Origin of the sequence: Litoreibacter janthinus (assembly GCF_900111945.1) — a bacterium.
In the GTDB taxonomy this organism is placed as follows: domain Bacteria; phylum Pseudomonadota; class Alphaproteobacteria; order Rhodobacterales; family Rhodobacteraceae; genus Litoreibacter; species Litoreibacter janthinus.
This window is the reverse complement of record NZ_FOYO01000001.1, coordinates 3,403,432-3,415,082: the sequence shown is the minus strand read 5'-3', so window position 1 is coordinate 3,415,082 and position 11,651 is coordinate 3,403,432. Positions and strand designations below refer to the sequence as shown.

At 59.2% G+C, this 11,651-nt stretch carries 13 protein-coding genes; 11 read left to right on the top strand and 2 right to left on the bottom strand.

Annotated elements, in window-relative coordinates; genetic code table 11:
- Positions 1–163: 163 nt before the first annotated feature.
- From coxB to BM352_RS17080, 11 genes are all read left to right on the top strand, one after another.
- Entirely contained in the window at positions 164–1,009 is an 846-nt protein-coding gene (coxB, locus tag BM352_RS17130; protein WP_090220389.1) for a cytochrome c oxidase subunit II, read from the top strand.
- Positions 1,010–1,068: 59 nt separating this feature from the next.
- Complete coding sequence (gene cyoE / locus BM352_RS17125) at positions 1,069–2,007, top strand: heme o synthase (RefSeq protein WP_090219336.1); 939 nt, start codon at positions 1,069–1,071, stop codon at positions 2,005–2,007.
- A gap of 3 nt (positions 2,008–2,010) precedes the next feature.
- Positions 2,011–2,202 (top strand): hypothetical protein, encoded by a 192-nt coding sequence (locus tag BM352_RS17120; protein WP_090219334.1) that lies wholly within the window; start codon positions 2,011–2,013, stop codon positions 2,200–2,202.
- Positions 2,202–2,798: a cytochrome c oxidase assembly protein gene (locus BM352_RS17115; protein ID WP_090219332.1), complete on the top strand. Its 597-nt coding sequence runs from the start codon at positions 2,202–2,204 to the stop codon at positions 2,796–2,798. Before BM352_RS17120 ends, BM352_RS17115 begins: the two co-directional genes overlap by 1 nt.
- Positions 2,799–2,821: 23 nt before the next feature.
- Entirely contained in the window at positions 2,822–3,622 is an 801-nt protein-coding gene (locus BM352_RS17110) for a cytochrome c oxidase subunit 3 (RefSeq protein WP_090219330.1), read from the top strand.
- 68 nt (positions 3,623–3,690) lie between these two features.
- Positions 3,691–4,365, top strand: a complete 675-nt coding sequence (locus tag BM352_RS17105; RefSeq protein ID WP_090219327.1) for an SURF1 family protein — start codon at positions 3,691–3,693, stop codon at positions 4,363–4,365.
- Positions 4,366–4,376: 11 nt separating this feature from the next.
- A complete protein-coding gene (gene thrC / locus BM352_RS17100) occupies positions 4,377–5,765 on the top strand; it encodes a threonine synthase (protein ID WP_090219324.1) in 1,389 nt (462 codons plus the stop codon).
- Positions 5,762–7,021, top strand: a complete 1,260-nt coding sequence (locus BM352_RS17095) for a M16 family metallopeptidase (protein WP_090219322.1) — start codon at positions 5,762–5,764, stop codon at positions 7,019–7,021. The genes thrC and BM352_RS17095 overlap by 4 nt, the downstream gene beginning before the upstream one ends.
- Complete coding sequence (locus BM352_RS17090; RefSeq protein ID WP_090219320.1) at positions 7,021–7,605, top strand: GNAT family N-acetyltransferase; 585 nt, start codon at positions 7,021–7,023, stop codon at positions 7,603–7,605. Before BM352_RS17095 ends, BM352_RS17090 begins: the two co-directional genes overlap by 1 nt.
- An 85-nt stretch (positions 7,606–7,690) precedes the next feature.
- A complete protein-coding gene (locus BM352_RS17085) occupies positions 7,691–8,494 on the top strand; it encodes an MBL fold metallo-hydrolase (protein ID WP_090219318.1) in 804 nt (267 codons plus the stop codon).
- 37 nt (positions 8,495–8,531) lie between these two features.
- Positions 8,532–9,944, top strand: coding sequence for an FAD-binding oxidoreductase (locus BM352_RS17080; protein ID WP_090219316.1), 1,413 nt, complete (start codon positions 8,532–8,534; stop codon positions 9,942–9,944).
- Here the strand turns inward: BM352_RS17080 and BM352_RS17075 are convergent.
- Together BM352_RS17075 and BM352_RS17070 are read right to left on the bottom strand one after the other, a co-directional pair.
- Entirely contained in the window at positions 9,941–10,480 is a 540-nt protein-coding gene (locus tag BM352_RS17075) for an adenine phosphoribosyltransferase (RefSeq protein ID WP_090219314.1), read from the bottom strand. The two genes, BM352_RS17080 and BM352_RS17075, sit on opposite strands and share 4 nt — an antisense overlap.
- A 61-nt stretch (positions 10,481–10,541) precedes the next feature.
- Positions 10,542–11,369, bottom strand: coding sequence for a M15 family metallopeptidase (locus BM352_RS17070; protein WP_090219312.1), 828 nt, complete (start codon positions 11,367–11,369; stop codon positions 10,542–10,544).
- Between the last annotated feature and the right edge of the window lie 282 nt (positions 11,370–11,651).

Here is an 11,651-nt window from a genome sequence, read left to right as displayed (position 1 = left end):
ATCGTGGCGCTTTCAACGTGTCTGCGCTTGCCCCTTGCATGGTAATATGGTTTCTCACGGGCCAGACGCAAGCGGGGGAGCGCGTGCCAAAAGTGCATCGCCCTGACAACGACGGGAACACTAGATGAGAATTGCAAAACTTTTTGCTGCCGTAGGGGGCCTGATGGCTGCTACTGGCGCCCATGCGCAAGCTGCGCTGGATAACTTGGAAATCATCGGCAAGCCAAACGCCGAAACATCCTTGAGTTTCCAACCAGCGGTCACCGAATTGGCCCGCGATATTCATTGGTTGGACCAATTTGTATTCGTGATCATCACAGTGATCACCATTTTTGTAACGGTCCTGCTGCTGTGGTGTGCCTATCGCTTTAATGCGAAGCGGAACCCGAATGCTGCGACCTTTACCCACCACTCCACCCTCGAAGTGGCCTGGACCATGATCCCAGTGGTTATTCTGGTCATCATCGGCGCGTTCTCAGTGCCGGTGCTGTTCAAGCAGCAACGCATTCCTGAAGGCGACATCGTTATCAAGGCGACTGGCTATCAATGGTACTGGGGCTACGAATATGTTGACCATGGTTTCGGCTTTGACAGCATCATGATCGGCGCTGGCGAAAACCGCCTGACGCCAGAGGTTGAGACTGAGCTGGTTGAAGCCGGTTACAGCAAGGACGAATTCTTGCTGGCCACTGATACCGCAGTTGTTGTGCCCGTTGGCAAAACCGTTGTGATGCAGGTCACCGGTGCGGACGTGATCCACTCTTGGACCATTCCAGCGTTTGGCGTGAAACAAGACGCCGTTCCAGGCCGTCTGGCAGCCCTTTGGTTCAAAGCCGAGAAAGAGGGCATCTACTTTGGTCAATGCTCCGAGCTATGCGGTCAGGCCCACGCTTACATGCCGATCACCGTGAAAGTCGTTAGCCAAGAGGTATATGACGCTTGGCTGGAAGGCGCGATCGAGGAATATGCGGGTACCCCGCTTTCCGTGCAGGTCGCTTCGGCTGACTAATCTTAGGTGCGGCGGGGTCACCCCCGCCGACCACTCATTCCGCAACCGGGTGTAACGCCATGTCTGACGCGACACAAAACATCGGAACGACAGCTGGCGAAGGTCAGTTCGGCGACTATTGGGCGCTGCTGAAGCCGCGCGTGATGTCGTTGGTTGTCTTTACCGCGGCTGTTGGGGTCTTCGTGGCACCTGTCAGCGTGCATCCGTTTGTCGCGATGGTGTCTATTTTGTTCATCGCGTTGGGCGGTGGGGCCTCTGGCGCGCTGAACATGTGGTATGACCACGACATCGATACCATTATGAAGCGCACCGCCAACCGTCCGGTTCCTTCGGGTCGGGTTGCGCCGGGCGAGGCTCTGACGCTTGGGCTGTGGCTGTCGTTTATTTCTGTCACGATGCTGGGGCTGGCGTCCAACTGGGTTGCCGCTGGCATCTTGGCCTTCACCATCTTCTTCTACGCTGTCGTCTACACCATGTGGCTCAAACGCTGGACGCCGCAGAACATCGTGATCGGTGGCGCTGCTGGCGCGTTTCCTCCGATGATCGGCTGGGCCGTGGCAACGGGCGGCGTGTCTGTCGAAAGCGTTTTGCTGTTCTGCCTTGTCTTCATGTGGACGCCGCCCCATTTCTGGGCTTTGGCGCTGTTCATGAACAATGACTATACCAATGCAGGCGTGCCGATGCTGACCGTGACACACGGCAAGCGCGAGACCCGCAAGCAGATTTTCATCTATGCCGTTCTTCTGGCACCGCTCGCGATTGGCGCGGCCTTCACCTCCATCGGCGGCTGGATTTACCTGACCGCTGCGATCTTCCTGAATGCCAAATTCGTTTGGGGTGCGTGGAAGCTGTGGCAACGCGACGAAGATGAGGCAGAGGCTGACATCTACGCCGCCGAAAAGGCCTATTTCCGATTCTCACTGGTTTACCTGTTCGCCAGCTTCTGTGCGCTTCTGGCGCAAGCTGTCTGGCTGAAATCCGGCATGGGGGCTTGGTAAGACATGGCACTGAAGGTAGAGCACGAGCTTCACAAGCGCCGCTTCGGCCGTAACTTGGGCGTTGGCCTGTTGTTGGTAGGATTTGTGGCCATCGTATTCGGATTGACCGTCGTCAAAGTGCAGAACACGGGCTTCGTTGAGGGCTACGATCACGTCGCACGCCCAGCCTTGATCGATCAGGCGGAGGGCAACTGATGCTCAAGAAGCTTGATCCAAAGCAACGCACGCTGGCCGTATTGGTGGGCGTTGTGTTGACGATGGGCGCTCTCGGTTTTGCGTCGGTACCACTGTACGATCTGTTCTGCCGCGTGACCGGATACGGTGGGACCACTGCGCAGGCGGATGCAGGCTCTGACGTTATCCTAGAGCGGACCATAAATGTACGGTTCGACGGCTCGCTGGCCTCTGGGATGTCTTGGGAGTTCAAGCCAGAGCAAACCGAAATGACGGTGCGTATCGGTGAAACTGGACTGGCTTTCTATGAGGCCTACAACCCCACTAACCGTCCGATTGCGGGGCAGGCGAGCTACAATGTCTTCCCGTTCACCGCTGGTGGCTACTTCAACAAGATCGCTTGTTTCTGTTTCACCGAACAGGTTTTGCAACCCGGTGAGCGTATCCAGATGCCCGTGACGTTCTTCGTCGACCCAGAAATCGTCGATGATCCGGACGGAAAGTTTGTCGAGGAAATCACCCTCAGCTATACGTTCTACGAGATCGACCTGCCCGAGCCGGCAGCGCAAGCTGCGCTGACACCCGAGCAGCCCGCAAAAACAACTGAATATAACTAAGCCCACACGAGGGAGCCCACGAAATGGCACATGCCAAGAACCACGACTACCACATCCTGCCGCCCTCCATTAACCCGTTGCTCGGTGCTGTTGCGGCTTTCGCAATGCTCAGCGGCGCGGTCCTTTGGATGCACGACAGCAGCCCTTGGCTGTTCCTGATCGGTTTCGCCGCTGTGCTTTACGTAATGTTCAGCTGGTGGTCCGAGGTGGTCGACGAAAGCCAGCAAGGCGATCACACCCCAGTGGTGCGCATCGGTCTGCGCTACGGCTTCATCTTCTTCATCATGTCCGAAGTCATGTTCTTCGTGGCGTGGTTCTGGTCGTTCTTCAAACACGCCATGTACCCGATGGGCCCGCTGAGCCCTGCGGTTGACGGCCAATGGCCACCTGCCGGGATCGAGACCTTCGACCCTTGGCACCTTCCACTGATCAACACGCTGATCCTGCTGTGCTCCGGTGCTGCGGCGACATGGGCGCACCACGCGCTGGTCCACGAGAACAACCGCAAGGACCTGAAAAACGGCCTGATCCTCGCGATCCTGCTTGGGGCTTTGTTCACCGTGTTCCAGATTTATGAATACAGCCACGCGGCCTTTGGGTTCGCTGGAAACATCTACGGCGCCAACTTCTTCATGGCGACCGGCTTCCACGGCTTCCACGTTTTGGTCGGCACCATCTTCCTGCTGGTCTGCCTGATCCGCACGTATAAAGGCCACTTCACGCCAGAGCGTCACGTCGGCTTCGAAGCTGCTGCTTGGTACTGGCACTTCGTGGACGTGGTCTGGCTGTTCCTGTTTGCCGCAGTTTACATTTGGGGCGGCTAAGCTCTACTTAAGTGACTGCAAGATTACAGGCGCGAGGGGAAACCCTCGCGCTTCTTCATTGAGGTGACATGACCAAACGAATGATCCTGCCCTTGCTGTTCGGCCTGATCGGCTGCGCTATTCTGGTGAGCCTTGGCACTTGGCAGGTGAAACGCCTCGCCTGGAAAGAAGCGATGCTGTCGGAAATCGACGCGCGCATCGGGGCGGAACCTGTCGCGCTCCCCGACCAGCTTGATGCCGACGTGGACCGATTCCTTCCCGTGACAGCCACCGGAACTTTTGGCGCGGACCGCCTGCGTGTGTTGGTCAGTCAAAAGCAGGTCGGGGCGGGCTACAGGATCATCAGCCCGTTCATGACCCAAGGCCGCACCATCTTGGTCGACCGTGGCGTGCTTCCTATCGCGGATGATCTGCCCGCGGTCCCTACTGGTGACGTCACCGTGACGGGCAACCTGCACTGGCCGGACGAGGTCGACAGCTACACGCCGGAGCCGGACGAAGCGCGCGACATCTGGTTCGCCCGCGACGTCGACCGCATGGCTTCCAAGCTGGGCACCGAGCATGTCTTGCTCATCTTGCGCAACGCGAACCCCGCGACCCCCGAAATAACCCCGCTCCCCGTCAGCCGTACTGGCATACCCAATGACCATTTGTCCTACGCGATCACGTGGTTTTCGCTCGCGGTGATATGGTTTGGGATGACAGTCTTTTTGCTTTGGCGTATCAGGCAGCGGACCGTTTGAAGGAATACCCCATGCGTTACATCTCTACCCGCGGCAAAGCCCCTGTCCTGACATTCGAGCAGGCCATGTTGACTGGCCTTGCTCGTGACGGCGGTTTGTACCTGCCCGAGACCATTCCTACGCTGGATCAAGACACCATCCGCGCCATGCGCGGTGCGTCTTATGAGGAAGTCGCCTTCACCGTGATGCGCCCTTTCATTGGCGACACCTTCACCGACGCTGAGTTCCGCGAGATCATCGCGAAAGCCTATGAAGGCTTCGGCCACGACGCACGCGCGCCTTTGGTACAGCTGGGCAGCAACCATTACCTGCTGGAGCTATTCCACGGCCCGACGCTAGCGTTCAAAGACTTCGCCATGCAGATGATCGGGCAGATGTTTCAGGCGGCGCTCAAGCGTTCTGGCGAGCGGGTAACCATCGTGGGGGCCACTTCCGGCGACACAGGCTCCGCCGCGATCGAGGCGTTCCGGGGGCTGGATGCGGTCGACGTGTTCATTTTGTTCCCGCAGGGCCGCGTCTCCGACGTGCAGCGCCGACAAATGACCACCCCGTCGGAGGACAATGTTCACGCGCTGGCCATCGAAGGTGACTTTGATACCTGCCAGGCAGCCGTCAAAGACATGTTCAATGATTTCGACTTCCGCGACGGTGTGCGCCTCGCTGGGGTCAATTCGATCAATTGGGCGCGGGTCTTGGCGCAGGTGGTATATTACTTCACCTCCGCCGTGTCGCTGGGTAGCCCCGACCGCGAGATCAACTTCACCGTGCCTACCGGTAATTTCGGTGACATCTTCGCGGGCTACATCGCCAAGCAGATGGGCCTGCCCATCGGCGAGTTGGTGATCGCCACCAACCAGAACGACATCCTGCACCGCACGCTGGAAACCGGCGCTTACACGACCGACGGCGTGAAGCCGTCGATCAGCCCGTCGATGGATATTCAGGTGTCCTCCAACTTCGAGCGCGCGCTGTTCTACGCTTACGGCCAAGACGGTGCCGCAGTATCCGAGCAGATGGACACGCTGAAAACCACCGGCGAGTTCAAGGTCAGCCAAGGGGCCTATGAGGCGCTGAAGGAAACCTATGCGTCGGGCCGCGTCAGCGAGGAAGAAACCTCCGCCATGATCACCCGCGCCAATGCGACGATGGGCGAATTGCTTTGCCCGCACTCCGCCGTGGGCGTGAAAGTGGCGATGGACCATCTGGGTTCTACCCCGATGATCACGCTCGCCACCGCGCACCCCGCGAAATTTCCCGCCGCTGTGGAAGCCGCATCTGGTCATCACCCAGAGCTACCTGACCGCATGTCGGACCTGTTCGAGCGCGAGGAGCGCATGACCGAATTGCCCAATGACATCGAGAAGATCAAAGCCCTGATCCGCGAGCGTATCAACGCATGACGCAACAGCTGACCACCCTGTCAAACGGGTTTCGCATCGTGACGGAACATATGCCGTCGCTGGAAAGCGCAAGCGTAGGCATTTGGGTCAATGCGGGCGGGCGCCACGAGCGGATCGAGCAAAATGGCATCGCGCATTTCCTAGAGCATATGGCCTTCAAAGGCACCAAGCGGCGCAACGCGTTGCAGATCGCTGAAGCCATCGAAGACGTGGGCGGCTACATCAACGCTTACACCTCACGCGAAGTCACGGCTTACTATGCCCGCGTATTGAAGAACGACGTGCCGCTGGCAATGGACGTGATCGGCGACATTGTGCGACATCCGGTGTTTGACCCGCGCGAGATCGAGGTGGAGCGTGGCGTGATTTTGCAAGAAATCGGCATGTCGCTGGATACCCCCGACGATGTGATCTTCGACTGGCTGCAAGAAGCGGCTTATCCGGGCCAACCCATCGGACGCACCATCTTGGGACCGACGGAGCGGGTGTCCAATTTTTCCCGCGCCGATCTGTCCGGCTTTGTGGCCGAGCATTACGGCCCGCAGAACCTGATCCTGTCCGCCGCAGGGGCGGTGGATCACGACGAGATTGTGCGGATTGCGGAAGAGATGTTCGGTGATATGCCAGCATCCGTGTCCAATGTGGCGGAGCTTGCGCATTTTGCCTCGGGCGAGCGGCGCGAAGTGAAGAAGCTTGAGCAGGCCCATTTCACCCTCGCGCTCGAAGCACCCGGTTACCGTGACGATGAATTCTATACCGCGCAGGTGTTCGCGTCGGCCTTTGGTGGCGGCATGTCCTCGCGCTTGTTCCAAGAGGTGCGCGAGAAGCGCGGGCTTTGCTATTCGATCTATAGCTCCATCGGCAGCTATTCCGACACGGGCATGATGACGGTGTACGCGGGAACGTCTGCTGGCGACATCGCCGGTCTGGCCGACATCACCGTGGACGAGTTGAAGCGCGCCGCAGGGGATATGTCTGAAGCCGAAGTGACCCGCGCTCGTACGCAGATGAAGGCGGGCATTCTGATGGGGCTGGAAAGCCCGTCCTCGCGGGCCGAGCGGCTGGCACGGCTGGTTGGCATCTGGGGGCGTGTGCCGCCGCTGTCTGAAACCATCGACAAGATCGACGCGGTTGAAGTGGGGCAGGTACGCGATTTTGCAGAAAGCTTGGCGACAGCGCAGGCCGCTATGGCGCTATATGGTCCGGTCTCGGGTGCACATAGCCTAGAGCACGTGACCCGTAGGCTCGCCGCTTGATGCTAGGGCGCAAGCGGAAGGTCCGTATCGAGACGGAACGCATGACGCTGCGCCTTCCCATGCATGGCGATTACCGTGAATGGGCGTCGCTGCGCTCTGCCTCGATCGAGTTTCTCGCACCTTGGGAGCCGTCTTGGGCGTCCGACCACCTGACCCGAAAAAGCTTCACCAACCGCGTCTACTGGGCGCAACGCTCGGTCAATAACGGCAACGCCATACCGGTGTTTCTGGAACGCCGCGAAGATAAGGCGTTGCTGGGGGCGATCACGCTCGACAATATCCGTCGTGGGCCTGCGCAGGCGGGAACGCTGGGCTACTGGATGGGGCAGCGCCACGCGCGCAACGGCTACATGCAAGAGGCGATCCTTGCCTTGGTCCACTACGCCTTCACCCAGCTGGACCTGTCCCGGATCGAGGCGGCCTGCTTGCCCGAAAATACTGCGTCGCGCGGCGTGTTGGAAAAGTCCGGTTTCAAATATGAAGGCGTGGCGCAAAGCTATCTGCAGATCAACGGACGGTGGCGCAATCATGTGCTGTTTGCCAATTTGCGTGGCGACCGGCGTGGAAGAACGGATGTCGGGTAGGCAAAGCAGCCTTTTTCGAACACGTTTGAGGTGATGAAGCCTATTTGATTTTGCCAAACCGCGCAGGCGGTCTATCATCTATCCCATGCGTTGGTTCATTCTCTTTTTGTTAATGCCCATCGCGGCCGCGGCGCAGGACCGTCGGCCGAGCCATTGTATCGCTTTGGCGGAAGCGCCGGGTATCGAGTATGTCCATCGCGCCGCTTTTGGGGAGGCGCTGGAGGATTACACCGTCCGGCTAAGCTACATCGCGCATGCCACCTTCGTACTGGAAACCGCAGGCGGGCTGACTGCGGCGACGGACTATACCGGCTTTTTGGGTGTGCGGGATTTCGTCCCCGACGTCGCCACCATGAACCATGCCCATTCCAGCCACTGGACCGCCAGCCCTGACCCGCGCATCAAGCATGTGCTGCGCGGCTGGCAGGAAGAGCACCATTTGGACCTTGGCGAGATGCTAGTGCGCAATGTGTCCACGGATATTCGTGGGCAGTTCTCTGGCGGGGTCGAGGTCGATGGCAATTCGATCTTTGTGTTCGAGGTCGCGGGGCTGTGCATCGGGCATTTGGGGCATCTGCACCATGAACCTGATCAGGCCCAATACGCGGCGCTGGGACGCTTGGATGTGGTGATGGCACCTGTGGATGGCGGGTTGACGCTGGACCTGCCGACGATGGTCAAGGTTCTCAAGCGTCTCAAGTCTTCTGTGGTGATTCCGATGCACTGGTGGGCCGATGGGTCATTGGGGCGCTTCGTGAACGGCATGTCAGACGAGTTCGCGATTGATCGCCGAACCGACAGCTCGCTTGAGATTTCCCTGCGTACATTGCCCAAACGGCCCACTGTCGTGACGCTTCGGCCAGCTTATTTGCGTGAACCGATTGATTAGGCGTTTTCAACGCAACATCTGCGCGTAATAAAGAGCCATGTTGAATTCTGTGACCGACGCCCTTCGGGCCGACCTAACCTCCAAACTTCCTGCGGCTGCGTTTCGCGAATTGACCGAAGCCTACCTTCGGGAACCGCGCGGACGCTACAAAGGGGCCGACGGCTTTCTGGTTGCGCCTGATTGCACGCAAGACGTGGCAACTGTGGTGCGCGCGTGCTCCGATGCGGGCGTCGGGATCATTCCCTATGGCGGCGGCACCGGTCTTGTGGGCGGGCAGGTGATGGAAAGCGGGCCGACGCCTGTGATCTTGTCGCTGGAGCGAATGACAAAAATTCGCGACGTCTTTCCCAAAGAAAACGTGCTGGTCGCCGAAGCGGGCGTGATCCTGGCCTCTGTCCAAGAGGCGGCCGATGCAGTTGACCGCCTGTTCCCCTTGTCTCTGGCCTCCGAAGGCTCCGCGCGGATTGGCGGCAACCTTTCCACCAATGCTGGCGGGGTGAATGTGCTGCGCTACGGCAATGCCCGCGACCTGTGTTTGGGGGTTGAAGCCGTCATGCCCGATGGCTCCATCCTGAACGGGCTGTCGCGGCTGAGGAAAAATAACACCGGCTATGACCTGCGCCACCTGTTGGTCGGCGCGGAAGGAACGCTTGGCGTTATCACCGCCGCGTCGTTGAAGCTGTTCCCGAAACCCGCGGGCGAGGGCGCGGCCTTGATGGCGGTGCCGGATCCGCAGGCAGCGATCGACCTACTGGCGCTTGCCGGGGATTTGCTGGGGCATCAGGTCTCGGGGTTCGAGTTGATAAACCGCATGGGCCTGACATTCCTTGCCGAGGTCGGGCCAGAGGTTCGCGCGCCGTTCGACGATCCACCAGAGTGGATGGTGCTGATTGATGTTGGTTGCGTCGCTGGGCTGGACCCGGCTCAAGCGCTGGAGCGGTTGTTCGAAGCCGGGGCAGAGCGCGATTTGGTGACGGATGGCGTGATCGCGCAGTCGGGCGCGCAGCGCGATGCGTTCTGGAACATCCGTGAAAGCATCCCAGAAGCGAACCGCCGGATCGGCTCGGTGTCATCGCATGACATCTCTGTTCCAGTCGGCCGCATCCCCGAGTTCATCTCGCGGGCGCAGCAGGCGATTGCACGTGTGGACGATTTCCGGATCAACTGCTTCGGGCATGTCGGCGACGGGAACCTGCATTTCAACATTTTCCCTGTCATCGGGAATTCGCGGGCGGATCACGATCATCAGCGCAGCGATGTGAAGCGGATTCTCCATGATCTGGCCGCGGATATGGAAGGCTCCATCTCGGCAGAGCATGGGATCGGTCGATTGAAAGTGGCCGATCTAAATCGCTACAGCGACCCGATCAAGCTGGCCACGATGCGGACGATCAAGGCGGCGCTGGACCCCAAGGGCATTATGAACCCAGGTGCGGTGATCTCGGCCTAATCGCCTTCGAATTCGCATAACACGTGGACGGATTGGCCCATCGCCTCCAGCTTGGCGCGGCCGCCCAGATCGGGCAGGTCGATGATGAAGCTGCAGCCAATGACTTCCGCACCCAGCTTTTCGATCAGTTTGATGCCCGCCTCGGCGGTGCCGCCCGTGGCCAGCAGATCGTCGACAAGAAGCACTTTTTCACCGGGCTGAAGGCTGTCTTCGTGCAGCTCCATCGTCGCCTCGCCATATTCAAGCTGGTAGCTCTGCTCGATGGTTTTGCCGGGCAGCTTGCCCTTCTTGCGGATCGGGACAAAGCCCGTGGACAACTGGTGAGCAATCGCGCCGCCCATGATGAAGCCGCGCGCTTCTAGCCCTGCGACCTTGTCGAAGCGCTGGCCCGCATAGGGGTGAAGCAACTGATCGACCGCCATGCGAAAGCCGCGCGCGTCCAGAAACAGGGTGGTGACATCGCGGAACATGATCCCCTCATGGGGGAAGTTCGGGATGGTGCGAATGTAGTCTTTGACCTGCTTGGAATTTGGCATGTCGGGCTCCGAAGATTGCGTGCTTCTTCGGATACCCTAGCGCCGCAGAGGTTAAAAGCCATTAACCCAAACGCGCGGCCTGCACATGCATCCAGTCAAAGTTCTTGATGCGCCCAAGGGAGGTCCAGCCTTGCCGTTCCCAGATTTCCCAAAAGTCAGCGCAATCAGGGTGGGCAAAGCTGGCACGGTCACGGCCCCATTTCAGGCGGTTGCGCTCGGGGTCAAAGTCGATGGCGATCCCCCAACTATGGGTGGACCAGCTGCTGCCGCCACGCATCTTGCGCGGGTTGTAGTCGCCACCGAACAGATCAAAACCCAGCCGCTCAATCTCGGCCAAGCCGTAGTGGTCATGCACTCGCTCGACAATCTCGCCCAGACTGTCGGCCACCTTCTTATGCACCTTGAAGCCGGACCGGCGCTGCGACTTGTTCCATGCGATCTTCAGTGGCCAAGGGCAGGGGACACTCACCAGTTCGGGAGAACGCCCGCCGGGCTCGCCATGAGGGCCGTAGAAATTGGTCATCTGGGATTGCTTGGGAAATTGGTGCGGGTTGGCTTCAATCGGCTCGACATCACGCCAGGCGTGGATGAACCCGTTTTGTAGCTTCTCCTCCAACGCGTCTGCGGCCCATGCGGTTTGCGGACCCCAAAACCCGTCCACTGTGCCCGCGTTGACATCGCTGGCGTGGCAGTAGAGTTGCAGAAACATGATGGTTTGCCGTTTGCCGCTTTGGCTTTTCCATCCCGCTGGCGGCGTGCCGCCAATCTGCGGAATACCCTTTTTGACGGCGGCGTGTGTCTTCGGGCCTCTATCCCCGTCGATGCGGCCGGTATAGTGCCCCATCTCTTTGAGCTTGGATTGCACAAGCTTGATGGCTGCTGTGTCCATGCGAAAATTCCTCACAAAAAAGTCGGTTTGAATAGAGGAAGTTTACCATAGGTCAGCCATCTGCCGACGTGAAATGCGGCAGTTATGTGCAAGCGCTTGTTTTCAATGTTTAAAGAGGGGCCGAATTAATTGCTCCAGCCTTCTCATCACGGTTTTATCACGGGTTGATGCAGGTATATCCCGATCAATGTTCCCCCTGATAAGCGCCGTTTGGGGCCTCCAAACCGTAGCGAGCGCAGTGCAGGGCAAGGTGGGGCAGGTGTCGGGTGCAGCCAAAGGCGA

What these genes read in the sequence shown, in the direction of transcription:
- BM352_RS17115 (WP_090219332.1), top strand. Translation starts at nt 2,202, where the DNA reads ATGCTCAAGAAGCTTGATCCAAAGCAACGCACGCTGGCCGTATTGGTG.
- BM352_RS17090 (WP_090219320.1), top strand. Translation starts at nt 7,021, where the DNA reads ATGCTAGGGCGCAAGCGGAAGGTCCGTATCGAGACGGAACGCATGACG.
- cyoE (WP_090219336.1), top strand. Translation starts at nt 1,069, where the DNA reads ATGTCTGACGCGACACAAAACATCGGAACGACAGCTGGCGAAGGTCAG.
- coxB (WP_090220389.1), top strand. Translation starts at nt 164, where the DNA reads ATGGCTGCTACTGGCGCCCATGCGCAAGCTGCGCTGGATAACTTGGAA.
- BM352_RS17120 (WP_090219334.1), top strand. Translation starts at nt 2,011, where the DNA reads ATGGCACTGAAGGTAGAGCACGAGCTTCACAAGCGCCGCTTCGGCCGT.
- BM352_RS17095 (WP_090219322.1), top strand. Translation starts at nt 5,762, where the DNA reads ATGACGCAACAGCTGACCACCCTGTCAAACGGGTTTCGCATCGTGACG.
- BM352_RS17110 (WP_090219330.1), top strand. Translation starts at nt 2,822, where the DNA reads ATGGCACATGCCAAGAACCACGACTACCACATCCTGCCGCCCTCCATT.
- thrC (WP_090219324.1), top strand. Translation starts at nt 4,377, where the DNA reads ATGCGTTACATCTCTACCCGCGGCAAAGCCCCTGTCCTGACATTCGAG.
- BM352_RS17080 (WP_090219316.1), top strand. Translation starts at nt 8,532, where the DNA reads ATGTTGAATTCTGTGACCGACGCCCTTCGGGCCGACCTAACCTCCAAA.
- BM352_RS17070 (WP_090219312.1), bottom strand. Translation starts at nt 11,369, where the DNA reads ATGGACACAGCAGCCATCAAGCTTGTGCAATCCAAGCTCAAAGAGATG.
- BM352_RS17105 (WP_090219327.1), top strand. Translation starts at nt 3,691, where the DNA reads ATGACCAAACGAATGATCCTGCCCTTGCTGTTCGGCCTGATCGGCTGC.
- BM352_RS17075 (WP_090219314.1), bottom strand. Translation starts at nt 10,480, where the DNA reads ATGCCAAATTCCAAGCAGGTCAAAGACTACATTCGCACCATCCCGAAC.
- BM352_RS17085 (WP_090219318.1), top strand. Translation starts at nt 7,691, where the DNA reads ATGCGTTGGTTCATTCTCTTTTTGTTAATGCCCATCGCGGCCGCGGCG.